Genomic DNA, 23,525 nt, shown 5'->3' with positions numbered 1-23,525 from the left:
GGGCGGAGCACAAAGCGGGGCGGAGCACAAAGCGGGGCGGAGCACAAAGCGGGGCGGAGCACAAAGCGGGGCGGAGCACAAAGCGGGGCGGAGCACAAAGCGGGGCGGAGCAGGGCAGGGCGCAAGGCGGGGCGCAAGGCGGGGCGAAGCGCGGAGCGGGGCGCAAGGCGGGGCGAAGCGCGGAGCGGGGCGCAAGGCGGGGCGAAGCGCGGAGCGGGGCGCAGGGCGGAGCAAAGCGGCGGCGGCGGAGGTGGCGGGGGACGGTGGCGGAGGTGGCGTCAGCGTTGGCGGCGGCCGCGGCGGAGGTGGCGGAGGGCGGTGGCGGTGGCTGCGCCGGAGGCGAAGGCGGCGAGGGAGCTGAACATGGCCGCACGCGGTGACCGCAGCGCGGGCGGCCGGTCGGTGGGGGCCTCGGCGGAGCCGGGCCTCTCACCGCCGCCGACGCCGCCCGCCCCCACCTCCGCGCCCCCGCCGGCCTCGCGCCAGTCCTCCTCCGCCCGGGCGCGCGCCCGAGCGCCCGCGGCGACGGGGTCCGCCGTCGCCGTCCAGGCGACGCAGAAGAACAGCCATCGGCAGACGAAATTGATCCACAGCAGCAGCGCGACCGGCGTGCCGAACGCCCCGTACACGCTCTTGCCGGCGACCTGGCTCAGATACGTCGAGATCAGCAGCTTCAGCAGTTCGAAGCCGACCGCGCCCAGCAGCGCGCCCTGCGCCACAACCCGCCTTCGCTGACCGGGAATCCGGGGCAGCCCCACCAGCAGGTAGGCGAAGAGCATCATGTCCGCGCCGACGGCGATGACGAACGAGGACAGACCGAGCAGGAACCGCCCTCCCAGCCAATGGTCGATCCCGAGCGCCCGCGCCACCTGTGAGGTCAGCGCCGAGGTCACGGACGAGGCGCCGATCGACACGGCGGTGACCAGGCCGAGGCCGACCAGCACGCCCACGTCCAGCGCCTTGCGTTGCACCGGGTTGCCCGGCTCCTCGGGCAGCCGCCACACGGTCCGCACCGATGCCCGCGTCGTGTCGACCCAACCGAGACCCGAGACCAGCAGCAGCGCCGCACTGACCAGCCCGACCGTCCCGGCGTTGCGCACCAGCGAGGCCAGGTCCAGCGACTGTGCCAGCGAAGGGATCTGAGCCTCGATCTGCTTCTGCACATGCTGGACCTGGGCATCGTCGAGCGTGGCCACGGCGATCGCCATCGCGACGGTGAGCAGCGGAAAAAGCGCGAGGAAGCCGAAAAAGGTGACCGCCCCGGCCAGCCGGTTCGACCCGATGTCGTTGAAGTGCTCGAAGACCCGGTACGCCCTGGTGCGCAGCACCCACGCCACGACCGGGCCGAGCACCGGCAGCCGGGTCAGCCGGTCCACGGCGCCAAGGGTCCTCGCATGGGATCGAACATAGCGCCGGTGGGACCTCCGGGTCAGCCCGGCTGGTCCGGTCGGGGGGCCGGGGTGCGGTCGGCGAGCGGGACGAAGGGGATCGGCTCCTGCTCGCCGAGGAAGAGGGTGCGGACGACCCGCTCCGCGGCCCGGCCGTCGTCGAAGGCGCAGAAGCGCTCCCGGAAGGCGGCCCGGAGCTCGGTCGAGGCGTCCGAGCGCCACTCCCCCGAGCGCAGCAGTTCGGCGAGCTCGTCCTCGGTGCGGGCTGTCGCGCCGGGGGTCTCGCCGGGGCGGCCGGAGAAGAGGTCCAGGTACACCCCGCGGGTCTCCCGGTAGACATCCCAGTCATCGGCGAAGACGATGATCGGCCGGTCCAGGTTGGCGTAGTCGAACATCACCGAGGAGTAGTCGGTGACGAGCGCGTCGGCCGCGAGTGCGAGCCGTTCCACAGAGGGGTGCCGGGACACGTCGACGACGCCCTGCACCCGCTGCTCCGAACCGAATCCCGCGTTCTCGTCGTAGAGGTAATGGCTGCGATTGAGCAGCACGAACGAGGGGCCGAGGGTGCGGGCGAGCCGTCCCAGGTCGAGCCGGGGGTGGTACGAGGAGCGGTAGTCCCGCACCGTGGGCGCGTAGAGCAGCGCGGTCTGGCCGGGCAGGATGCCCAGTTCCTCGCGCGCGGCGAGGACGTCCGCGGCACCCGCGGTCTGGAAGACGTCGTTGCGGGGGTAGCCGTACTCCAGCGTCCGGTAGGTCGACGGGTAGACCCGTTCCCAGATCAGCGTGGAGAAGTGGTTGGAGCTGAGGCTGTAGTCCCAGCGGTCGACCCGCTCCAGCAGCTTGCCGAAACTGATCTCGCCGGCCGCCGCCGGGTATTCGCGCAGGTCGAGGCCCATCTTCTTGATGGGGGTTCCATGATGGGTCTGCAGATGGACCGTACCGGGGCGCTTGCGTGCGCCGTCCGGGAAGTTGACGTTGTTGACGAAGTAGGTCGCGCGGGAGATCGCCTCGCGGTAGCTGCGCGAGCCGGGCGAGACCACGGTCAGGCCCTTGGGGACGTCCTGCCGGCGCCTGGCCTCGACCACCCAGACCGACCTGACGTCGGGCGCCAGCTCCTGCAGCTTGGCCTGGATCGCCGCCGGGTTGCAGGCCGGGACGCGGCTCCAGTAGGAGGCGAACACCGCGAGGTTCGGATCCAGCGGCAGCTGCCGCTGGATCCGCTGGTAGCCGCCGAGCACGGGCTTGGCCAGGACGCCGCGGACGCCCGGCCGAGCCGCGCGCACCGTGCGGCGGGCCGAACGGGCGAGCTGCCCCACCGGTCCCGACTTCCAGCCGCCGCCGACCTGAAGCTCGGGCGCACCCGGCGGACGGTGCCGCTGCTCCCGCTCGGCGGCGAGGGCGAAGAACTCCTTGCGCGCGGCCGTCGGCAGCCGGTTCGGGTGGTCACCGACCGTGCGCAGGTGGTCGACCATCCTGCGGTGCATCAGCAGTCGCCACCGGTCGAGCTCGGGATGCGCGTCGAGGAAGGCGAACACCAGGTCGTACTGGGCGAAGATGTCGAAGTGCTTGCGGCTGACCGTGGCCAGGATGTTGCCGCCCTGCCTGCGCTGGCGATAGTGCACGACGACCCGGTCGAGCAGAGCGATGCTGCCGGCGGCGAGCATCACCGGGTAGGTCCAGGGGGTGTCCTCGTAGTACCCGGCCGGGAAGCGGAAGCGGTGCTTCTCGACGAAGCCGCGGCGGTACGCCTTGTTCCACACCACCATCAGCATGAGGAGGAGTTCCTCACGCTCGGCGACCTCGAAGACGTCCGCCCGGTCGGCGGCGGGAGCGAACGCACCGGCCGCTCCCTCGCCGCTGCGGACCTCGCGTCCGTCCCAGTAGGTGCGGGCGTAGTCGTAGATCAGGACGTCCGGATCCCCGGTCGTGTCGATCCGGTCGGCGATCGCCTTGAGCGAGCCTTTGGTAAGAGTGTCGTCACTGTCGAGGAAGATCAGGTAGTCCCCGGTGGCCACCTCAATGCCCGCATTTCGGGCAGGCCCGAGACCCACGTTCTCCGGCAGGTGCAGCACCCGGACGCGGTCGTCCGCGCGCGCGTAGGCATCGAAGATCTCCCCGCAGCCATCGGGCGAGCAGTCGTCGACCCCGACCAGCTCAAAGTCCCCAAAGGACTGTTCCAGAACGGAATCCAGGCATTCGCCGAGATAGGACTGGACCTTGTAGGCAGGGACGATGACGCTGAACCGGGGCATGGTTGACCACCTTAGCGTTAGCCCGGGAGCACACTCCCGGACTGCTGCCGGCCATCGTCCGGCAACACCCCGGATGACTCACAGGTGGATCCCAGGAAACTCCCAGGCGAGCAGAAGCGGAGTAGTCAGTTCCGTTTCCCCACCATCGGACTCACCAGGATGAACCGGGCGTGCCCGCCCTGTATGGCTACGGCTAGGCTTGGGCTCGTATGGCCTCTTGATCACCTGCGACTGCCTCCCAGCATCCATGGGAACTGAGCGGCCGACGCCACCGTCCTACAAGGTCCTACAGCCGTCACACCGTCCCCGTGCGGTTCCTGAGTCACGTACAGACCAGCGCCGAGCTGCTTATATGTGCCAGTCCGAGAAAGGCCTGCCGTACCCATGGCCCCCCGCCTCTCCGTGGTCGTCCCGATCTACAACGTCCAGCTGTATCTCGAGGAGTGCCTGGCGTCCCTCGCCGCGCAGACCTTCAGGGACCTCGATGTCATCCTGGTCGACGACGGGTCGACCGACTCCAGTGCCGAGATCGCCGAGGCGTTCACCCAGCGTGACTCCCGCTTCCGGCTGGTCCGCCAGGAGAACCAGGGCCTGGGCCCGGCCCGCAACACCGGCAGCCGCGAGATGGACCCGGACGGCGAGTTCCTCACCTTCGTCGACAGCGACGACATCGTTCCGCCGAACGCCTACCAGCTGATGATCGAGACGCTGGAGCAGACCGGCTCGGACTTCGTCGCGGGAAACGTGCTGCGCTTCCGCTCCGTGGGGTACAACCCGTCCTGGGTGCACCGCGAGCCGTTCGGCAGGACCCGGCTGAAGACCCATGTCAGCGAGTTCAGTCCGCTGGTCACCGACCGCACCGCGTGGAACAAGATCTACCGCAGGTCCTTCTGGGACGAGCACGCGATGCAGTACCCGGGCATCCTCTACGAGGACGCTCCCGTCAGCGTTCCGCTGCACTTCCTCGCCAAGAGCGTCGACGTCCTCTCCGAGCCGGTCTACTACTGGCGGATGCGCGAGGTCGGCACGAAGTCGATCACCCAGAACCGGACCGACCCCAAGGGCCTGGTCGACCGCGTCGCCTCGATCGGAATGGTGCGCCACTTCCTGCACGAGCAGCCCGGTGCGGAGTTCCGCAAGCACCAGCGCTTCTACGACAACAACTCGCTGGTCGAGGAGATGCCGCTGTTCTTCTCGGTGCTCCCCCAGGCCGGCGAGGAGTACCGGACCGCCTTCCTGGACCATGTCGGCGCAATGCTCGGCGAGATCGACAGCTCGGTCCTGGCGGCGCTCCCCGAGGGCCTGCGGATCAAGTACTGGCTCACCGCCAAGCGCCGCATGGACGACCTGCTCGCCCTGCTGGAGTTCGAGAAGGAGTACCCGCGGGCCATCCCGACCCGCGGAACGGTCCGTCCCAAGGCCGACTACCCCTTCCTCAAGGACCGCCCGCCGCTCGACGACGCGGTGCTCGCCCTGGGGAAGGCCGTCGGCCTGCACGCGACGCTCGACGACTTCCGCTGGCACGACGGCACGCTGACCCTGGAGGGTCACGCCTTCCAGAAGAACCTCGGCGCCGAGCACCGGTACGACTCGGTCCGGGCGCTGCTGCTCCGCGAGGCCGGCAGCCGCCGGGTGGTGGCCCTGCCCGCGAAGACCGTGCGCCGGCCCGACGTGACCGCGCGCAACCAGAACCTGCCGTTCCACCACGCCGACTGGTCCGGCTTCTCGGCCCGCTTCGACCCGGAGCGCCTCAAGAGGCGCGGCCAGTGGCAGGACGGCCGGTGGCGGGTCACCCTCGGACTCTTCGGCAAGGGCCGCCCCCGGCGTACCCGGATCAAGGAGGGGCTCACCGGCTCCGGCCAGGTCCCCGCGCCGATCTGGGTGAGCGACGACGTCCGGGTGATCCCGGAGATCAACGACCAGCACCTCAGCCTGCGCGTGGAGACCGTCCAGGCCCGGGTCTCCGGGGCCGAGGCGGTCGGTGACCGGATCGAGCTCCGGGGCTCCGTCGTCGAGCGGCCCGGTCTGGACGGGGCCGTGCTCGTCGTCGGTCACGCCGAGGACGGCAGCGACCGCGAGCTCACCTACCCGCTGGTGCTCGGCACGCCGGGCAGCGGCCGGGTTCCGTTCACGGTCCAGCTCTCCCCGGCCGCGCTCGAAGAGGTACGCCGTGAGGAGGCGGAGCTCCGTCCCAGCGCGCTGGAGCGCTCCGTCGACCGCTGGAACACCGAGCTGCTCCTCACCGACGGCGAGCGGCTGAACCTGGTCGTGGACCGGACTCCGGACAGCCCGCACTCGGTCCAACTCCCCATCCTCCAGGAGGGCTCCGCGAGCAGCGGACGGGCTCTGCTGCTCAAGCCGGCCCCACGCGGCTACCTGCAGATCTGCGACCAGCAGATCCAGCCGGTGGTCGAGCGTGTCTCGGCACTGCCCGACCGGTCGGCCTTCCTGCTCGAGGGAAGCTTCCCGCTGCCCGGCCGGCACCCCTTCGAGCTGGTGCTGCGCCACAAGCAGCACACCCGCCGGGCCCAGGTCCACGCCGCCGAGGCGGTGGACGGGCGCTTCAGCGCGGAGCTGCCGGCCATCCCCAACGACGCCTTCGGCGGCGACCTGCCGCTGCCGGCCGGGGAGTGGGAGCTGCTGGTGCGCCTCGGCGCCACCGACCTCGCCGACGCCACCGAACTCCAACTCCACCTCGCGCCCGGCGCCCACTCCGCGGTACCGCTGGAGATCGAGGCCCGGGGCAAGAAGGTGGCGCTCCGGCGCCGCTGGCACGACTACCTGCTGCTGACCTCCGAGAGCGACCTCACCGACGAGGAGGCCGGCCCGTACCACCAGCGCATGCTGCGCACGAAGCACTACCCGGCCGCGCGGACCAAGCCGCTGCGCGAGGCCGTGCTCTACGACGCCTTCACCGGCGGCGCGTACGCCGACTCGCCGCGCGCGATCCACGAGGAACTGGTGCGCCGGGGCAGCGACCTGGAGCACCTCTGGGTGGTCGCCGACCTGCAGGCGGAGATCCCGGCCACGGCCAAGCCGGTCCGCCTGCACAGCCCCGAGTGGTACGAGGCGCTGGGCCGCTCCCACTACGTGGTCGGCAACACCAGCCTGCCGACGTGGTTTGAACGCCGGGAGGGCCAGGTCGTCCTGCAGACCTGGCACGGCACCCCGGTGAAGAAGGTCGGCTTCGACTTCGACAACGACTGGTACGCCGACCCGGACCAGCTGCGGGCGTTGGAGGACGGCGCCAAGCAGTGGAGCCTGCTGGTCTCGCCCAACCCGCCGAGTACCCCGGTGCTGCAACGGGCCCTGCGCTACCAGGGCGAGGTCCTGGAGACCGGCCTGCCCCGCACCGATCTGCTGTACAGCCCCGACCAGGGCGGGCGCGCGGCGGCGGTGCGGCGGCGCCTGGGCCTGCCGGACGGCAAGAAGGTCGTGCTCTACGCGCCGACCTGGCGTGAGGACCAGCAGCGGTTCGGTGGCGGCACCCGCCTCGACCTGCGGATCGACCTGGACCGGGCCCGCGCCGCGCTCGGCGACGACCAAGTCCTGCTGGTCCGCCCGCACTTCCTGGTGGGCGAGGTCGCCGAGGGCTCCGGCAACGGCTACGTCTGGGATGTCGCCGACTACCCGGACGTCGAGGACCTGATGCTGGTCGCCGACGTTCTGGTGACCGACTACTCGGCGGTGCTGCCCGACTTCGTCGGCACCGGCAAGCCGGTCCTGCTGTTCGACTACGACCTGGAGCACTACCGCGACGCCCTGCGCGGCTTCAGCTTCGACTACGAGTCGGAGGCGCCGGGACCGATCCTCAGGACCTCCGAGGAGCTGGTTGCCGCGCTTCGCGACGTCGACGCGGCGACGGCGCCCTTCGCCACGGCCTACGCCGACTACCGCGAGACCTACTGCCCCTGGGACGACGGCAAAGCCGCCGCCCGGGTCGTGGACGCGATGCTGCGCCGCTGAGCTCGGGGCGGACGGCCGCGGGCCGGAACCCCTGTGGGGTTCCGGCCCGCGGCCGTCCGAGTTCTCGGCACTATGCGCCGGCGTGCGCCTTCACCGGCAGTGGGGCCGGGGTGCGCTCCGCCAGGGGGCGGAACGGCAGCGGCTCCTGCTCGCCCAGGAACACCCGGCGCACCACCCGTTCGGCCGCCCGCCCGTCGTCGAACTGGCAGAAGCGCGCCCGGAACGCGGCCCGCAACTCGGCCGCCTCGGCGCTCTCCCAGGCCCCGGAGCGGAACGCCTCGATCACGCCCGCGGTGTCCGTGGTGACCACGCCGGGGGTGTCGCCGGGCCGTCCGGAGACCAGGTCGACGTAGACCCCTCGGGAGGCCTTGTAGACCTCCCAGTCGGGGGCGTGGACGACGATCGGCCGGTCAAGGTTGGCGTAGTCGAACATCAGTGACGAGTAGTCGACGAGCAGGGCGTCCGAGGCCAGGGCCAGCTCCTCGACCGAGGGGTACTCGGAGACGTCCCGGAGCACGCCGCGCCGGGACTGCGTCTGCAGCCGCTTGTTGGCGCCGTAGAAGTAGTGCGCCCGCGCCAGCACGACGAACGAGGGACCGAGGCCCTCGCAGAACCGCTCCAGGTCCAGCGGGGGCACGAAGCTCTTGCGGTAGTCGCGGTGCGTGGGCGCGTACAGGATCGCCGTCTGCCCGGGCTCGATGCCCAACTTCGCCCGGATTCGCAGGACCTCCGCCGCGTCCGCGTTCTGGTAGACGTCGTTGCGGGGGTATCCGGTCTCCAGGGTGGTGTAGCCGCTCGGGTAGACGCGCTCCCAGACCTGGGTGGAGTGGCGGTTGGAGCTCAGGCTGTAGTCCCACTGGTCGGCGTGCTCGAGCAGCAGGTCGAAGCTGAGTCCGACGGTTGAGGCGGGGTACTCGCGCTGGTCCAGGCCCATCTTCTTGAGCGGGGTTCCGTGATGGGTCTGCACATAGGTCTGCTCGGGGCGCTTGACGATGTCACCGGAGAAGCTGGCGTTGGACACCAGGAACTCGGCCCTGGCCATCAGCTCCCAGTAGGCGCGGGACCCGTTGAGCACGAACGTCACGTCCCTGGGCGCCTTGAGCGCGGCCCGCTTGTCCAGCACCCAGACGCCCCGGGTCCCCGGGGCCAGCTCCTGGGCCTTGCGGTAGATCGCTTCGGGATTGCAGGCGATCGAGCGGTTCCAGTAGGCCATATAGGCCACCAGGCCCTTCTCGATCGGGCGGTGCAGGTTCGCCCGGTAGATCGCGTTGAGTGCCCGGCCGGCCGCCTGGTTCCGGCGCTGGCGCCACTGTCGGCGTCCCTTGGTGAGCGAGCGCCGGGCTCCCTCGACCGCGCGGAAGCGCAGGTAGGAGCCCTGCTCCAGAGCGGCGCCCTTGAGCCCGTCGGCGCCGGCGGGTCGGGACCAGCCCTGCGGGCGCAGCTGCTGGCAGAGTTCCGCGGCGGCCAGGAAGTAGGTCCTGCGCTCCGACTCACGAGCGTCACGGGAGCGGCTCAGGGTGGCCAGGATCGACAGGAACAGCGCGTCGAAGAGAGCGGCACGGAGCGCCGGCGACTCAGCCTCGGGGCCGTCCCCCTCCCCGCCGAGGAGCCGGCGGTAGGCGTCGAGGGTGCGGAGCCCCGCGCGGAGCACCGACTCAGCGCGCGCGCCGCCCCCGACCCTGCGCCGCACCAGGCGCTGAGCGCACACAGCGTCGAGCGCCCCCACCTGCTCGGCCGCCAGCAGCATCCGTTGGGCGAGCACCACGCCGGAGGGCGCTTCCGAGACGAACGCCTCGCTGTGCTTGCGGTAGAAGTCGCGGCGCAGCACCCGGTTCCAGGTCACGGCTGGGAGCCTGAAGGCCGTGGGCCGGTCCGCGGCGGCGAACGTGCCCGCCTCCAGGGCGGCCAGGACCTCGGTGTCCAGGCTCTCCTTGACCCGGCCCAGCCAGTCCTGGCGTTCGTGGTCGAAGAGCAGCAGCTCGGGGTCGCCGAGTTCGCGCAGCCGGTCGTCCAACGCGGCGAGGGCACCCGGCAGCAGCGCGACGTCGCGGTCCAGCAGCAGCAGGTACTCCCCGGCGGCCTGGGCTGCGCCATGGTCGCGGGCCTGGTCGAGGTTGCCCGGCGTGGAGACCCGGATGACCCTGCGGTCGTCGGCGGCGTACTGGTCGATCAGCGCTTCAGCGTCTCCGCCGGGGTCGTCACCGGTGGCGATCAGTTCCAGCCCCTGGAACGACTGGGAGAGCACGGACTCGACCGAGTCGCGCAGATAGGCCGTCTCGCCGACGAAGGGGACGACGATACTGAAGCGGGGCATGATCATCCATCAGATCAGTGGACATGGAACGGGATTCCTGGCGCCCTGAGGTGCGGCAACCGCAGGAACACGGTGGCACACGACCCCCCATCCGCGTTGGAACCCGAAGCTTGACGTTAATCGATCGTTGTTCGGAACGTCTATTCACGTTTGGTTACATTCTTAACCAATCCCTGTACACCATGTCCTCTTCTTCCTTGATCCCTGCCGTCCGGGGGGTTCATGTTTTCCAACGAACCAGACCATCACCGGTCACACCGCATCAAAGTCACGCTGCAAGCATGCGCGGAGAAGAGATGTGACACACGCCACCGCGCGGGCGCTCCGGACGGCCTTCCCCGATAGTCTCGCTGTGTGGTAGTTCATGCCTCGGAGACCAAGATGACCGCGGTCCAGCCAGAAACACGGCCCGCCACGCTGGAGGACGTCCCGGGATGGTTCTTCCCGGTCGACCGTCACCTCTTCGCCTGGCTCCTCGAACGGCAGCAGAAGCTCGCGATCGCCGGGGACCTGATCGAGATGGGCGCCTACCTGGGCCGCAGCGCCATCGTGATCGGCGAGTACGTCCGGGAGGGGGAGACCTTCACGGTCTGCGACCTGTTCGACTCCGACGCCGGGGACGACGAGAACTCCGGCGAGATGCAGATGTCCTACCGGTCCACGCTGACCCGGAACGCGTTCGACGCCAACTACCTCGCCTTCCACGACGCGCTGCCCACGGTCGTGCAGGCGCCCACCTCGGTCCTCGGAGACGGGCGGATCGGACCGGAGAGCTGCCGCTTCGTCCACATCGACGCCTCCCATCTCTACGAGCACGTGATCGGTGACATCCGGGTGGCCCGCGACTCGCTGGCCCCCGACGGGGTCGTGGTGCTGGACGACTACCGCACCGAGCACACCCCGGGCGTGGCCGCGGCGGCGTGGGAGGCCGTGGCGACGCTCGACCTCAAGCCGATCGTGCTCTCCGGCACCAAGATGTACGCGACCTGGGGCGACCTCGACGAGGTCCAGGAGGACCTGTTCCAGGCCTGCCGCAGCTGGGAGCACCAGCGGCTCAGCGTCGAGCAGGTCCGGGGCCGCCGGCTGCTGCGCCTGCGCGGACTGAAGGAACTGGCCCCGCCGCCGTTCCGCCACTCGCGCTACTACGGCGAGGTGCAGGCGGCGCAGCTCCGGGCCCGGGCCGACGCCAGGACCGAGCAGAAACGCCTGGCGGCCGAGCACGCGGCAGCCCGGCGCACCCCGGCGGCGCGCGCCAAGCGGATGGCTCGCGAGCTGCTGCCCCCGGTGGCCACCAGGGCCGGCGCAAGGCTGCTGCAGGCGCGGAGGTCCAGGAAGGGCTGACGCTGTCCCGGTCATCAACCCGCGAAGGTGAAGCTGCGCAGCGGGCGCCAGACCTCGTCCGCGCCGAAACGGTAGAGGCTGAAGCCGGGCACGGTGAACTCGGCCCGATAGCCGCGCAGTTCGGCGTACGCCTGGTCCAACGACTCCTCCTTGACGCCGTGCGCCACCGTCACATGCGGGTGGTAGGGGAAGTTCAGCTCGCGGGCGAGCAGCCCGGAGCGGACCGATGCCTCCACCGCCCGGCACTCCCGCGCACCCGCCTCGACCCGGACGAACACGACCGGCGACACCGGCCGGAAAGTGCCGCTGCCGTGCAGCAGCACCCGGAACGGGCGGTGCTCAGCGGCAGCGGCGGCGAGGTGCGACCCGACCGCGTCCAGCGAGGCGACGGGCACCTCGGTCGGCGGCAGCAGGGTCACATGGGTGGGTATGCTCCGCGCCAGCGGGTCGCCGTACCCGGCCCGTGCGTCCTGGATCTCGGCGGCGTACGGCTCGGGGACGGCGATGGACACGCCGATCACCACGCCGTCGCCGTCCTCGGTACTGCCGTCACCGCTGCCGCGGCCACTGCCGTCCGTCGGGCGCGTCATCGGGGCCTCAGTGCTTCGCCGGGAGGAAGCCGATCCGGTCGTACGCCGCAGCGAGGGTCTCCCCGGCCACGGCACGGGCCTTCTCGGCGCCACGGGCGAGCACCGCGTCGAGCTCCGCCGGGTCGTCGAGGTACGCCTTGGTGCGCTCCTGGATCGGGGCCACCCACTCGCTGAACACCTCGGCGAGCTCGGTCTTCAGCGCCCCGTACATCTTGCCGTCGAAGTGCTCCACCAGCTCCGCGACCGGCCGGCCGCTGATCGCCGAGTAGATGCTCAGCAGGTTGGAGACGCCCGGCTTCTCCTTCTCGTCGAAGGAGACGACCGTGCCGGTGTCGGTGACCGCGCTTCGGAACTTCTTCGCGCTGACCTTGACGTCGTCCAGCAGGTTGACGATCCCCCTGGGCGAGGAGGCCGACTTGCTCATCTTCGCCTGGGGGTCCTGCAGGTCGTAGACCTTCGCGGTCTCCTTGAGGATGTACGGGTTGGGCACGGTGAAGGTCTGGCCGAAGCGGTGGTTGAAGCGCTCGGCGAGGTCACGGGTGAGCTCGACGTGCTGCCGCTGGTCCTCCCCCACCGGGACCTGGTCCGCCTGGTACAGCAGGATGTCGGCGACCTGGAGGACGGGATAGGTGAACAGGCCGACCGTGGTGCGGTCCGCGCCCTGCTTGGCGGACTTGTCCTTGAACTGGGTCATCCGCGCGGCCTCGCCGTAACCGGTGAGGCAGTTCATCACCCAGCCGAGCTGGGTGTGCTCGGGGACGTGCGACTGGACGAAGAGGGTGCAGCGCTCCGGATCCAGGCCGACACCGAGCAGCTGCGCAACGGACGCACGGGTGTTCTCCCGCAGCGCCGCCGGGTCCTGGTCCACGGTGATCGCATGCAGGTCGACGACCATGTAGAAGGCGTCGTGGGAGTCCTGCAGCGCCACCCACTGGCGGACAGCCCCCAGGTAGTTGCCGAGGTGGAACGACCCGGACGTCGGCTGGATACCGGAGAGCACACGAGGGCGATCAGTGACCATGCCGCCATTCTCTCAGGAACCCGCAAGCGCTTTGCCCACTGCTCGCTTTCCTGTCACGGCTTGATCAGGTTCCGGCCGGCGGCGGCGCCTCGGGCCCGGCGGTTTCCGGGGCAGGCGGAGCGGAGGCGGCGGGCAGCGTAGAGGCGGCGGGCGCAGCGGAGGCGGCGGGCGCAGCGGCTTGCGCGGGCTTGGCCTTGGTGACCCTGACCCGGTCCACCCGGCGGCCGTCCAGCGCCGCGACCGCGATCCGGTAGCCCTCGCCGACCTCCACCTGCTCGTCCAGTTCCGGCAGGTGCCCCAACTCGGCCACCACGAAGCCCGCGACCGTCTCGTACGGGCCCTCCGGCAGCTCCACCCCCGTCTCCTCCGCGAAGTCGGCGAGGTTCAGCAGCCCGTCCACCTCGACGCTGCCGCCCGCGAGCCGCCGCGTCGTGCTCAGCTCCTGCGAGTCGTACTCGTCCCTGATCTCGCCGATGACCTCCTCGACCAGGTCCTCCAGCGAGACGATGCCGGCCGTGCCGCCGTACTCGTCGACGACGATCGCCAGATGGTGGCCCTCGTGGCGCATCTCCGACATCGCCGGGAGCACCCGCTTGGTGGCGGGCAGCAGCTTCACCGGGCGGGCGAGGTCGCGCACGGTCTGCGCCGCCGGGCCGCCGCCCGGCTGCGGTGACCGGTAGAGATCCCTGACGTGGACGAAGCCGATCACCGCGTCGTAGGAGCCGTCCACGACCGGGTACCGCGAGTGCGGATAGCGGGTGACCTCGTGCCGCACCTCCTCCAGCGGGCGGGAGGCGTCCAGGAAGGTCACCTCGGTGCGCGGCACCATCACCTCGCGCAGCTGCCGCTCGCCCGCCGCGAAGACCTCGCCGATGAGCCGCCGCTCGTCGCTGCCCAGCTCGGTGTTGGAGGCCACCAGCCCGCGCAGTTCCTCCGAGCTCATCGCGTTGCGACCCGCCGCCGGGTCGCCGCCGAGCAGACGCACCATCAGGTTGGTCGACCGGGACAGCAGCCAGATCACCGGCCGCAGCACCACCGAGATCACGTCGACCAGCGGCGCGGCCAGCAGCGCGATGGACTCGGACCGCTGCAACCCGATCCGCTTCGGTGTCAGCTCCCCCAGCACCAGCGAGACATAGGAGATCACCAGGGTCAGCAGCACCAGCGACACGGTGTCCGCGACGCCCTGGCTGATCCCCATTCCGGTGAACAGCGGTGCGACCTTGACCGAGAGGGTGTCCGCGCCGAAGGCGGCCGACAGGAAGCCCATGCAGGTCACCCCGACCTGGACGGCCGCCAGGAAGCGGTTGGGGTCGCCGGCCAGGTGCGCCGCCCTGACCGCGCGCTTGGTACCGCGCTCGGCCAGGGCCTGGATCTGTCCTTCGCGCAGGGAGATCAGCGAGATCTCGGCCACATTGAAGACTCCGCCGATGACGATGAAGATCAGGACCAGTCCGGCGTCCTGGAGGGTCTCGCTCACGGGGACAGTCTAGGAACCCCGCGAGGGGTCGTCCGACCGGCTTCTCCGCCGCAGGCGGTCAGGCGACGGGCAGTCCGGGGGCCGGGTAGGCGTCCATCAGTTCCTTGACCTCGGCGCGGACCTTGCCGACCGTCTCCTCGTCCCCGTTGCGCGCGGCGAGGACCGTGCGGTCGATCCACTCGGCGACGGTGGACATCTCCGACTGCGAAATGCCGCGCGAGGTGAGCGAGGGCGTCCCGATGCGGATGCCGGAAGGGTCGAAGGGCTTGCGGGTGTCGTAGGGCACGGTGTTGTAGTTGACCACGATCCCAGCCCGGTCCAGCGCCTTCGCGGCCACCTTCCCCGGGATGTCCTTGCTGGTGAGGTCGATCAGCAGCAGGTGGTTGTCGGTGCCGCCGGACACCAGGTCGAAGCCCCGCGCGGCCAGGTGCTCGCCCAGCGACCGGGCGTTGCTCACGACCTGTCGGGCGTAGCCGCGGAAGTCCTCGCCGGACGCCTCCTTGAGGGCGACGGCGATGGCTGCGGTGGTCTGGTTGTGCGGGCCGCCCTGCAGACCGGGGAAGACCGCCCGGTCGATGGCGCGGGCGTGCTCCTCGGTGCACATCAGCATCGCGCCGCGCGGGCCGCGCAGGGTCTTGTGCGTAGTGGTGGAGATCACGTCCGCATGCCCCACCGGAGAGGGGTGCGCGCCACCGGCGACCAGTCCGGCGATGTGGGCGATGTCGGCCACCAGGACGGCTCCGACCTCCCGGGCGATCTCGGCGAACGCGGGGAAGTCGATGGTCCGGGGGACGGCCGTGCCACCGCAGAAGATCAGCTTGGGACGCTCCTTCAGCGCCAGCGCCCGCACCTCGTCGAAGTCGACCAGGCCGGTGTCGTGACGCACCCCGTACTGCACCCCCCGGAACCAGGTACCGGTAGCGGAGACCCCCCAGCCGTGGGTCAGGTGGCCGCCCATCGGCAGGGCCATACCCATCACCGTGTCGCCGGGCTTCAGGAACGCCAGGTAGACGGCGAGGTTCGCGGGCGAGCCCGAGTAGGGCTGGACGTTGGCGTGCTCCACGCCGAACAGGGCCTTCGCGCGGTCGATGGCCAGGGACTCGACCTGGTCGATGTTCTGCTGGCCCTCGTAGTAGCGCTTGCCCGGGTAGCCCTCGGAGTACTTGTTCTGGAGCACCGTGCCGCTGGCGGCCAGCACGGCGGCCGACACGTAGTTCTCGCTCGGGATCAGCCGCAGGGTGTCCGCCTGCAGCTGCTCTTCCGCTGCGACGAGTGCGGCGATCTCCGGATCTGTCACAAGCAGCGGGTCTGTCACAAGCAGCGGGTCTGTGTTCTGCGGTCGGGTCATGACCTGTACTCCTCCGGGTCTTCCTGTGACGGTGACCCAGGTGCCCAGGCGTACGGCACTCCGGTGGTGGAACTGCTGCGCCGCTCCCTCGTGGTCTCTTCCACGTGCGCCAGTCGCGACGGTTCCAGCCTAGCGGGTGCCCGGGAAACGGCTGTGCCCTGTCCCGCTGAGCGAGACAGGGCACAGGCGACGCGTGGTGCTGCTGCGTGGACCCGACTGGGGGACTCGGACTAGATCAGGCCGAGGCCCTGGACCGCGTCGCGCTCCTCGATGAGCTCGCCGACGGAGGCGTCGATGCGGGCGCGGGAGAAGTCGTTGATGTCCAGGCCCTGGACGATCTCGAACCGGCCGTCCTTGGCGGTGACCGGGAAGGAGGAGATCAGGCCCTCCGGAACGCCGTAGGAGCCGTCGGAGACGACGCCGGCGGAGGTCCAGTCGCCGGCGGGGGTGCCGGTGGTCCAGGTGAAGACGTGGTCGATGGCGGCGTTCGCGGCCGAGGCGGCCGAGGAGGCGCCACGGGCGTCGATGATCGCCGCGCCGCGCTTGGCCACGGTCGGGATGAAGTAGTCCGACAGCCAGGCGTCGTCGGCGATGGCCTTGGCCGCGTTCTCGCCGTTGACCTCGGCGTGGAAGACGTCGGGGTACTGGGTCGCGGAGTGGTTGCCCCAGATCGTCAGCTTCTTGATCTCGGTGACCGAGACGCCGAGCTTCTTGGCGAGCTGGGCGACCGCGCGGTTGTGGTCCAGGCGGGTCATCGCGGTGAAGCGGTCCGCCGGCACGTCCGGCGCGTTGCGCTGGGCGATGAGGGCGTTGGTGTTGGCCGGGTTGCCGACGACCAGCACCCGGATGTCGTCCGCGGCGTTGTCGTTGATGGCCTTGCCCTGCGGGCCGAAGATCCCGCCGTTGGCGGAGAGCAGGTCGCCGCGCTCCATGCCCGGGCCGCGCGGGCGCGCGCCGACGAGCAGGCCGATGTTCGCGCCCTCGAAGCCCTTGTTCGGGTCGTCGAAGATGTCGATACCCGCGAGCAGCGGGAACGCGCAGTCGTCGAGCTCCATCGCGGTGCCCTCGGCCGCCTTGACGCCCTGCGGGATCTCCAGCAGGCGCAGCTTCACCGGGACATCGGCGCCGAGGAGGTGGCCGGAGGCGATGCGGAAGAGCAGCGCGTAGCCGATCTGGCCGGCGGCACCGGTGACGGTGACGTTGACGGGAGTGCGGGTCATGGTGACGTCTCCTGCTGATACCTGGGCTGACTGAACCTGGGGTGGTCAGGCTTCGGCGGCAGCAGTGCACGTGCAGGGCACGCCCGCGGTGCCGGACCCTGATCGATCTCTTGACTTCAAGAGACCGATGTCAGGTTATCCCAGTGAGGGGGCTGCGTGTGACGCCCGGCCGAGCGGGGTGGCGCGTCCTTCGTCACGTTTCCGGGTCGGTCCTGCCGTTGCGGCATCAAGCCAGGTCAGGCCCGTGCCGGCGGTCAGCCCTGGGCGCGCCCGAAGAAGCGGGCGATGTCCGTGACGAAGGGAATCGTGATCACCGGATTGGGTTCCGACGCGAGCGCCAGAACGATGATCGCCACACCGAGCAGTCCCATCACGAGCACGTCCGTGAACCGGCTGCGCACCGCGAGCATCCCCACCTCCGGGAGGACGATCCGGAGCACGCACGCCAGCAGCATCGCCGCCCCGATGGTGATCACGCCGGGACGGAACGCGTCCAGCGCGGTCACCGCCAGGCCGACGCCGACCAGCGTGAAGACCACCACGATCGGCCACTGCCGGACCGGGACCGGCTGGCCGCGGCCCGCGGCCGCGGCCGATCCCTGCGGCGGGAAGGTGCCGGTGGTCTTCGCCGGGTGGCGGCGCGACTTCGCCGCCGCGTGCGACTTCGGCGCCGCGGTCGTTGCCGGCGTTGGCATTGGCGTTGGCGTCGGCGTTTCCACCGGCGCCGCCTTCTTCGCCGGCGCCGGCGTCCTTACCGGCTCGGAGGGATCAGCCGGCGGCACGCTCGGCCGCCTCGACCACGTTGGAGAGCAGCATGGCCCGGGTCATCGGTCCGACGCCGCCCGGGTTGGGCGACAGCCAGCCCGCGACCTCGGCGACGCCCGGGTGCACGTCGCCGACCAGGCCGTTCTCGTCGCGGCTGACGCCGACGTCCAGTACCGCCGCGCCCGGGCGCACGTCCTCGGGCTTGACCAGGTGCGGCACACCGGCCGCCGCGACGATGATGTCGGCCCGGCGCAGGTGCTGCGACAGGTCGCGGGTGCCGGTGTGGGTGAGGGTGACGGTGGCGTTCTCACTCTTCCGGGTGAGCAGCAGGCCGATGGAGCGGCCGACCGTGATGCCGCGGCCCACCACGACGACGTTGGCGCCGTTGATCTCGACCTTGTGGCGGCGCAGCAGTTCGACGATGCCGTTGGGGGTGCAGGGCAGGGGCGCCTCGACGCCCAGCACCAGGCGACCCAGGCTCATCGGGTGCAGGCCGTCGGCGTCCTTGGCCGGGTCCATCAGCTCGAGCACACGCTTCTCGTCCAAACCCTTGGGGAGCGGCAGTTGGACGATGTAGCCGGTGCAGGCAGGGTTCTCGTTGAGTTCGCGGACGACGTCCTCGACGTCCTGCTGGGTGGCGTCGGCGGGAAGTTCGCGCTGGAGGCTGGCGATGCCGACCTGGACAGAGTCGCGGTGCTTGCCGCGTACGTAGGAGTGGCTGCCGGGGTCGTCGCCGACCAGCACGGTGCCGAGGCCGGGCTGGATGCCCCGGGCCTTCAGCGCCTCGACGCGGACGGTGAGCTCGGACTTGATCGCGGCGGCGGTGGCCTTGCCATCGAGAATCTGGGCGGTCATGACGCCATTCTCCCGGATGGATGCGGTGCGACGTGCAGCGGCTCATGCGCAGCTGCCGATACCCAGGGAATTCGCCGTTTGCACATGGCGGACCATTGGGATCCGGTTGCAGATTTGCCACAACTTTGACCGGGCTCGTGAAGTGGGTGGACACCGTGGGACGGGACCGGAACGATGGACCCGGCAGAGAGGTCGTCGTGCTGATTCAGGTGGAGGGGACCGCACGCGGGAGAGACACGCGGCGGAAGCCACCAGAGACGGCCGGAATTCGGGGGAGACAGTGCGCGGTCAGCAGCAATCGCAGGTGACGCTCCGTCAGTCGACGCGAGCAGCGGGACGATCCGGCAGTCTCGCCGAGACCCTGCCCCCTCGGCCCGTGGACGCCTTGCCGGCATCCGACCCCGCTGTCGTTCCCATCCGATAATCTCGCCGCATTCTCACCCGTAGGGCCTATGCCTGCGGCGCCGAGTGTGTCAGTCGTCCTACCTTCTGCCCGGAGGCAAACCGTGTCCTACCCGCCCGATCCGAACAACCCGTACGGCCAGCCGCAGGACCCGTACGCCAAGCCGCCGCAGCAGCCGCAGCCGGGCTACGGCTACCCCCAGCAGCCGCCGCAGCAGCCCCAGCCGGGTTACGGCTACCCGCAGCAGCCTCCGGCGCAGCCGCAGTACGGCTACCCGCAGCAGGGCCAGCCGCCGCAGCCCGGGTACGACCCCGCCTACGGCTACCCGCAGCAGATGCCAGTTCCTGGAGTCGCCCAGGGCGCCACGGGTTATGTGACCATCCCGACCGGGACCTTCCAGATCGCCTCCTACGGCGCGCGCTTCGGCGCCCGGCTACTGGACTTCGTCTTCTGCATCATCATCGTCTGGATATTCAACCTGGTGGTCCTCAGCGGCCTGGGCCTGGTCGGCAGCAGCACGGTCAACGCCGACGGCACCGTCAACAGCGCTGCCGTGTCCGGAATCTTCGCCACCCTCATCGCCCTCATGGTGATTCCGGTCCTCATCTTCATCGCCTGGGACACGGCGTTCGTCGCCTGGAAGGGCGCGACCCCCGGCAAGATGATCCTCGGCCTCCTCATCGTGGACGAGCGCACCGGCGTGAAGCCCAGCTTCGGCGGCGCGCTGACCCGTTGGGGCTTCCCCATGGGCCTGGGCCTGGTGACCTGCTACATCGGCTCGATCCTGATCTACATCTCGCCCTTCTTCGACAACACGGGCAAGCTGCGCGGCTGGCACGACCGTGCCGCGAACACCCTGGTGATCAAGCCCTGACCACCGGCATCGTCGGAACGTGTCGAGGCCCGCTGTCCCGGAAGGGCACAGCGGGCCTCGGCACGTCGGTCGCTGACGGTCAGTGGAAGAAGTGCCGAGTCCCCGTCAGGTACATGGTCACCCCGGCGGCCTGTGCCGCAGCGATCACCACGTCGTCACGGACCGAGCCGCCCGGCTGGACGACCGCCCTGACGCCCGCCTCGATCAGCACCTCCAGGCCGTCGGGGAAGGGGAAGAAGGCGTCCGAGGCGGCGAACGAACCGCTTGCGCGCTCGCCCGCCCGCTCGACTGCGAGCCGGGCCGAGTCCACCCGGTTGACCTGACCCATGCCGACACCCACCGAGGCGCCGCCCGAGGCCAGCAGGATCGCGTTGGACTTCACGGCCCGGCAGGCCCGCCAGGCGAAGGACAGCTCGGCGAGCGCGTCGGCGTCCAGCGCCTCGCCCGCCGCGAGGGTCCAGGTCGACGGGTCGTCACCGGGCGCATCGATGCGGTCGGCCTGCTGCAGCAGCACGCCACCGGTGACCGCGCGGGTCTCGATCGCGGAGGCGGACGGGGTGCCGCGCAGCACCCGGATGTTCTTCTTGCGGGCCAGCACCTCGACCGCGCCGTCCGCGTACGAGGGCGCGAAGACGACCTCGGTGAAGATCGGGGCGATCTGCTCGGCCAGCTCGAGGGTGACCTCGCGGTTCACGGCGATGACGCCGCCGTAGGCGGAGACGGGGTCGCAGGCATGGGCCTTGCGGTGCGCCTCGGCCACGTCCGCGCCCACCGCGATGCCGCAGGGGTTGGCGTGCTTGATGATGGCGACGCAAGGCTCGGCCTGGTCGTAGGCGGCCCGGATCGCGGCGTCGGTGTCGGCGTAGTTGTTGTACGACATGTCCTTGCCGTGCAGCTGCTCGGCGGCTGCCAGGCCGGTACCGCTGCCGTCCACGTACAGCGCCGCCGCCTGGTGCGGGTTCTCGCCGTAGCGCAGCACGTTCTCGCGCTCCCAGGTCGCACCGAGGAAGGTCGGGAACACCTCTTCGTCGGCCGGGGCGTAGGCGGAGGCGAACCAGGAGGCGACGGCGACGTCGTAGGCGGCGGTGTGCGCGAACGCCTCGCCGGCCAGGCGCTTGCGGGTCGCCAGGTCGAAGCCGCCGGCGGCGACCGCCGCGAGGACGTCCCCGTACCGCGCCGGGGAGGTGACCACGGCGACCGAGGGGTGGTTCTTGGCTGCGGCGCGGACCATGCTGGGGCCGCCGATGTCGATCTGCTCCACGCACTCGTCCGGGCTCGCGCCGGAGGCGACGGTGGCTTTGAAGGGGTAGAGGTTCACCACGACCAGGTCGAACGGCGCCACGCCGAGCTCGTCCAGCTGCTCGCGGTGCGAGGCCAGGCGCAGGTCGGCCAGGATTCCGGCGTGGACCCGCGGGTGGAGCGTCTTGACCCGGCCGTCGAGGCACTCGGGGAAGCCGGTCAGCTCCTCGACCGGGGTGACGGGCACGCCGGCCGCGGCGATCCGCGACGCCGTGGAGCCGGTCGAGACCAGCTCGACACCGGCGGCGTGGAGGCCCTGGGCGAGCTCCTCCAGACCGGTCTTGTCGTAGACGCTGACGAGTGCGCGGCGGAGCGGCCGCACGTTCTCGGAGGTGGGCGCGGGCTGGTTACTGCCGGAGCTCATTGCCGGTTCCTTCACTGATCGAGGCTCTGTCGATGGAGTCGATTGATTGGTTGTCACGTGATTGGTTGTCACGGAATCACTGGTGCGGCGTCAGCGGAAGCACCCTGCGCCCATGGACGCTGTGGCCCTCGCGGGCCAGCCGTCCCACGGCGTCGACGAGCAGCGTGCGCTCGACCGACTTGATGCGCTCGTGCAGCGCGTCCCCGCCGTCCTCGTGGTCGGCGTCGGTGACCTCGACCACACCCTGCGCGATGATCGGGCCGGTGTCCACGCCGTCGTCCACCAGGTGGACCGTGCAGCCCGTCACCTTCACGCCGTACGCGAGGGCGTCCCGAACGCCGTGCGCGCCGGGGAAGGACGGGAGCAGCGCGGGGTGGGTGTTGATGATGCGCCCCTCGAAGCGGCGCATGAAGCCGCCGCCGAGGATCTTCATGAAGCCCGCGGTGACCACCAGGTCCGGGGCGTACGCCGCGGTGGTTCCGGTCAGCGCCGCGTCCCACTCGGTGCGCTCGGGGAAGTCCTTGACCCGGTGCACGTAGGTCGGGATGCCGGCCTTCGCGGCGCGCTCCAGACCGGCGATGCCGTCCCGGTCGGCGCCGACGGCGACGATCGTCGCCCCGTAGGCCGGATCGGCGCAGGCGTCGATGAGCGCCTGCAGGTTGGTGCCGGAGCCCGAGACCAGGACGACCAGCCGGGCCGGGCTCGGCGGCGCGGCGAAATCGAGGTGCGGGGCGGTCGGCGCATACGCCACTGCTCGGTCCTCCGTAACGGCGCGGCCGTTCCCGGGCGGTCTGGACTGACTGCGCACTCGGGTACGGGCCGGGCTCGATCTGTACAGCCAAGGCGGGGTGTCATCTCGTGACCGGCATCCGCAGTGGCCGAAGGGGCCCACGACGGCGCCACGGGCCGACCAGGAACCCTGGGCGGGCGCCGGTCGTCAGCAACGATACCGGCACACGGTTCCGGGCCCCTACTCCCGGTCGCCGATCATGGGGTAGGGAAGAGCCCACCTGGGTACGGGGTGAGAGGGTGTCCCTCAGAGCCTGAACGCAGGCGTCCAGAGTCAGGAGTACGGCGAAGACCATGGTCCAGAATTCGGACAGCGGCGCACCCCCCGAGGGTCCCCGCGACCCCTTCGCCCCGCCGCCCAAGGACGCCCCCGACCGCCCGTGGCAGCCACGGGGCCGCGCCGCCGTGAAGCCGCAGGGCCGGGAGGAGGAGCAGGGCCCGCAGGACAGCCCGCCGCAGGACCCGTCGGGCGACCGGCCGCCGGTGCCACCCGTGCCGCCGCCGCACCCCTGGAGCCCCGGCTACCAGGGGCAGCAGCCGCCGCGCCTCCCGTACGGGCCGCCGCCGCAGGGGCCCCGCTTCGACCCGACCGACCCGGTCCAGCGGAGGGCCAGGTACGCGCTGCTGAGCGGGATGTGGGGGATCTTCTTCCTGATCCTCGGCGTCCCCTACGTGACCCTGCTGCTGTCCTCGCTGGCTCTGTACTGGTCCATCAGCGCCCTGCGCGGTACCGCAAAGACGCCTCCGCCGCCCACCACCGGGACACCCACCGGCTACGGGCACGGATATTCGCCGTACCCGGTGCGGCCGCAGGTTCCGGCCGCGACCGGCGGGCTGATCGCCGCGATCGTGGGGCTCTCGCTGGTCGCCACGGTCTTCGGCGTGCAGATGTACTACAAGAGTTTCTACGACTGCCAGGCCAACGCCCTCACCAAGGCCGCCTACTCCAGCTGCGCCACGACCGTGACGCCTCGGCCTCCGGCGTGGCTCGTCCAGCTCGGCGGCTGATCCACCAACGCACCAACAGTGCCCCGGGCACGCCGGTGGCGGCCCAGCCCAGGGCCGCCAAGCCGGTACGCCAGGGCGAGGGGCCGACGTGGGCGAGCGCGCTGGTGCCGAGCGTGCCGCCCGAAGCGGCCGCGAACAGGGCTGCCACCAGGCCCGTACCGGCGGCGGCGGCGAGCGCGACCTCCGCCGTCGCGAGCATGCCCCAACCCTGGCGGACAGACCCTGGGTCGCCCGGCTCGTCGTCGTGG

17 protein-coding genes and 1 riboswitch are annotated in these 23,525 nt (G+C 70.8%); of the genes, 4 read left to right on the top strand and 13 right to left on the bottom strand.

The annotated features are described in order from the left end of the window. Positions 1-278 precede the first annotated feature (278 nt). Positions 279-1,376, bottom strand: coding sequence for a YihY/virulence factor BrkB family protein (locus tag ABIA33_RS36600; RefSeq protein ID WP_370088263.1), 1,098 nt, complete (start codon positions 1,374-1,376; stop codon positions 279-281). A gap of 53 nt (positions 1,377-1,429) precedes the next feature. Beyond that, the gene (locus ABIA33_RS36595; protein WP_370088261.1) at positions 1,430-3,640 is read right to left on the bottom strand and encodes a CDP-glycerol glycerophosphotransferase family protein; all 2,211 of its coding nucleotides are present in this window, start codon (positions 3,638-3,640) and stop codon (positions 1,430-1,432) included. 384 nt (positions 3,641-4,024) lie between these two features. On the opposite strand from ABIA33_RS36595, the gene ABIA33_RS36590 reads away from it, so the two are divergent. Beyond that, positions 4,025-7,606 (top strand): CDP-glycerol glycerophosphotransferase family protein, encoded by a 3,582-nt coding sequence (locus ABIA33_RS36590; RefSeq protein WP_370088259.1) that lies wholly within the window; start codon positions 4,025-4,027, stop codon positions 7,604-7,606. Between the two features lie 70 nt (positions 7,607-7,676). Here ABIA33_RS36590 and ABIA33_RS36585 read toward each other — a convergent pair whose 3' ends face one another. Next, positions 7,677-9,920 (bottom strand): CDP-glycerol glycerophosphotransferase family protein, encoded by a 2,244-nt coding sequence (locus tag ABIA33_RS36585; protein WP_370088257.1) that lies wholly within the window; start codon positions 9,918-9,920, stop codon positions 7,677-7,679. 381 nt (positions 9,921-10,301) lie between these two features. Between ABIA33_RS36585 and ABIA33_RS36580 the strand changes: the two genes are divergently transcribed. Next, entirely contained in the window at positions 10,302-11,261 is a 960-nt protein-coding gene (locus ABIA33_RS36580) for a class I SAM-dependent methyltransferase (RefSeq protein WP_370088255.1), read from the top strand. A gap of 14 nt (positions 11,262-11,275) precedes the next feature. On the opposite strand, the gene ABIA33_RS36575 is transcribed toward ABIA33_RS36580, so the two are convergent. The 7 genes from ABIA33_RS36575 to ABIA33_RS36545 form a co-directional block, all read right to left on the bottom strand. Then, positions 11,276-11,851, bottom strand: a complete 576-nt coding sequence (locus ABIA33_RS36575; protein WP_370088253.1) for a 2'-5' RNA ligase family protein — start codon at positions 11,849-11,851, stop codon at positions 11,276-11,278. A gap of 7 nt (positions 11,852-11,858) precedes the next feature. Further along, on the bottom strand, positions 11,859-12,872 hold the full coding sequence (gene trpS, locus ABIA33_RS36570; RefSeq protein ID WP_370088251.1) for a tryptophan--tRNA ligase: 1,014 nt from the start codon (positions 12,870-12,872) through the stop codon (positions 11,859-11,861). Between the two features lie 64 nt (positions 12,873-12,936). Then, entirely contained in the window at positions 12,937-14,352 is a 1,416-nt protein-coding gene (locus ABIA33_RS36565) for a hemolysin family protein (RefSeq protein WP_370088249.1), read from the bottom strand. Between the two features lie 58 nt (positions 14,353-14,410). Next, the gene (gene glyA / locus ABIA33_RS36560) at positions 14,411-15,700 is read right to left on the bottom strand and encodes a serine hydroxymethyltransferase (RefSeq protein WP_370088247.1); all 1,290 of its coding nucleotides are present in this window, start codon (positions 15,698-15,700) and stop codon (positions 14,411-14,413) included. Positions 15,701-15,735: 35 nt separating this feature from the next. After that, a riboswitch (ZMP/ZTP riboswitch) is annotated at positions 15,736-15,827 on the bottom strand. Positions 15,828-15,930: 103 nt separating this feature from the next. Next, on the bottom strand, positions 15,931-16,920 hold the full coding sequence (locus tag ABIA33_RS36555; protein ID WP_370088245.1) for a malate dehydrogenase: 990 nt from the start codon (positions 16,918-16,920) through the stop codon (positions 15,931-15,933). Positions 16,921-17,174: 254 nt separating this feature from the next. Continuing rightward, complete coding sequence (locus tag ABIA33_RS36550; protein WP_370088243.1) at positions 17,175-17,615, bottom strand: DUF3017 domain-containing protein; 441 nt, start codon at positions 17,613-17,615, stop codon at positions 17,175-17,177. 73 nt (positions 17,616-17,688) lie between these two features. Beyond that, on the bottom strand, positions 17,689-18,540 hold the full coding sequence (locus ABIA33_RS36545) for a bifunctional methylenetetrahydrofolate dehydrogenase/methenyltetrahydrofolate cyclohydrolase (RefSeq protein ID WP_370088241.1): 852 nt from the start codon (positions 18,538-18,540) through the stop codon (positions 17,689-17,691). A gap of 506 nt (positions 18,541-19,046) precedes the next feature. On the opposite strand from ABIA33_RS36545, the gene ABIA33_RS36540 reads away from it, so the two are divergent. Next, on the top strand, positions 19,047-19,817 hold the full coding sequence (locus ABIA33_RS36540; RefSeq protein ID WP_370088239.1) for an RDD family protein: 771 nt from the start codon (positions 19,047-19,049) through the stop codon (positions 19,815-19,817). A 79-nt stretch (positions 19,818-19,896) separates the two neighbouring features. On the opposite strand, the gene purH is transcribed toward ABIA33_RS36540, so the two are convergent. Beyond that, on the bottom strand, positions 19,897-21,480 hold the full coding sequence (gene purH / locus ABIA33_RS36535) for a bifunctional phosphoribosylaminoimidazolecarboxamide formyltransferase/IMP cyclohydrolase (protein ID WP_370088237.1): 1,584 nt from the start codon (positions 21,478-21,480) through the stop codon (positions 19,897-19,899). A 76-nt stretch (positions 21,481-21,556) separates the two neighbouring features. Further along, positions 21,557-22,231, bottom strand: coding sequence for a phosphoribosylglycinamide formyltransferase (gene purN, locus ABIA33_RS36530; RefSeq protein ID WP_370088235.1), 675 nt, complete (start codon positions 22,229-22,231; stop codon positions 21,557-21,559). 332 nt (positions 22,232-22,563) lie between these two features. On the opposite strand from purN, the gene ABIA33_RS36525 reads away from it, so the two are divergent. Continuing rightward, complete coding sequence (locus tag ABIA33_RS36525) at positions 22,564-23,277, top strand: hypothetical protein (RefSeq protein ID WP_370088233.1); 714 nt, start codon at positions 22,564-22,566, stop codon at positions 23,275-23,277. On the opposite strand, the gene ABIA33_RS36520 is transcribed toward ABIA33_RS36525, so the two are convergent. Further along, complete coding sequence (locus tag ABIA33_RS36520; protein WP_370088231.1) at positions 23,198-23,476, bottom strand: DUF6350 family protein; 279 nt, start codon at positions 23,474-23,476, stop codon at positions 23,198-23,200. The genes ABIA33_RS36525 and ABIA33_RS36520 overlap by 80 nt on opposite strands. Positions 23,477-23,525: the final 49 nt, after the last annotated feature.

It is taken from the genome of Streptacidiphilus sp. MAP12-16 (assembly GCF_041262165.1).
Taxonomy (GTDB): Bacteria; Actinomycetota; Actinomycetes; order Streptomycetales; family Streptomycetaceae; genus Streptacidiphilus.
This window is presented reverse-complemented; position numbering and strand designations above follow the sequence as displayed.

What these genes read in the sequence shown, in the direction of transcription:
- ABIA33_RS36595 (WP_370088261.1), bottom strand. Translation starts at nt 3,640, where the DNA reads ATGCCCCGGTTCAGCGTCATCGTCCCTGCCTACAAGGTCCAGTCCTAT.
- ABIA33_RS36590 (WP_370088259.1), top strand. Translation starts at nt 4,025, where the DNA reads ATGGCCCCCCGCCTCTCCGTGGTCGTCCCGATCTACAACGTCCAGCTG.
- ABIA33_RS36585 (WP_370088257.1), bottom strand. Translation starts at nt 9,920, where the DNA reads ATGCCCCGCTTCAGTATCGTCGTCCCCTTCGTCGGCGAGACGGCCTAT.
- ABIA33_RS36580 (WP_370088255.1), top strand. Translation starts at nt 10,302, where the DNA reads ATGACCGCGGTCCAGCCAGAAACACGGCCCGCCACGCTGGAGGACGTC.
- ABIA33_RS36575 (WP_370088253.1), bottom strand. Translation starts at nt 11,851, where the DNA reads ATGACGCGCCCGACGGACGGCAGTGGCCGCGGCAGCGGTGACGGCAGT.
- trpS (WP_370088251.1), bottom strand. Translation starts at nt 12,872, where the DNA reads ATGGTCACTGATCGCCCTCGTGTGCTCTCCGGTATCCAGCCGACGTCC.
- glyA (WP_370088247.1), bottom strand. Translation starts at nt 15,700, where the DNA reads ATGACCCGACCGCAGAACACAGACCCGCTGCTTGTGACAGACCCGCTG.
- ABIA33_RS36555 (WP_370088245.1), bottom strand. Translation starts at nt 16,920, where the DNA reads ATGACCCGCACTCCCGTCAACGTCACCGTCACCGGTGCCGCCGGCCAG.
- ABIA33_RS36550 (WP_370088243.1), bottom strand. Translation starts at nt 17,615, where the DNA reads ATGCCAACGCCGGCAACGACCGCGGCGCCGAAGTCGCACGCGGCGGCG.
- ABIA33_RS36545 (WP_370088241.1), bottom strand. Translation starts at nt 18,540, where the DNA reads ATGACCGCCCAGATTCTCGATGGCAAGGCCACCGCCGCCGCGATCAAG.
- purH (WP_370088237.1), bottom strand. Translation starts at nt 21,480, where the DNA reads ATGAGCTCCGGCAGTAACCAGCCCGCGCCCACCTCCGAGAACGTGCGG.
- ABIA33_RS36525 (WP_370088233.1), top strand. Translation starts at nt 22,564, where the DNA reads ATGGTCCAGAATTCGGACAGCGGCGCACCCCCCGAGGGTCCCCGCGAC.
- ABIA33_RS36520 (WP_370088231.1), bottom strand. Translation starts at nt 23,476, where the DNA reads ATGCTCGCGACGGCGGAGGTCGCGCTCGCCGCCGCCGCCGGTACGGGC.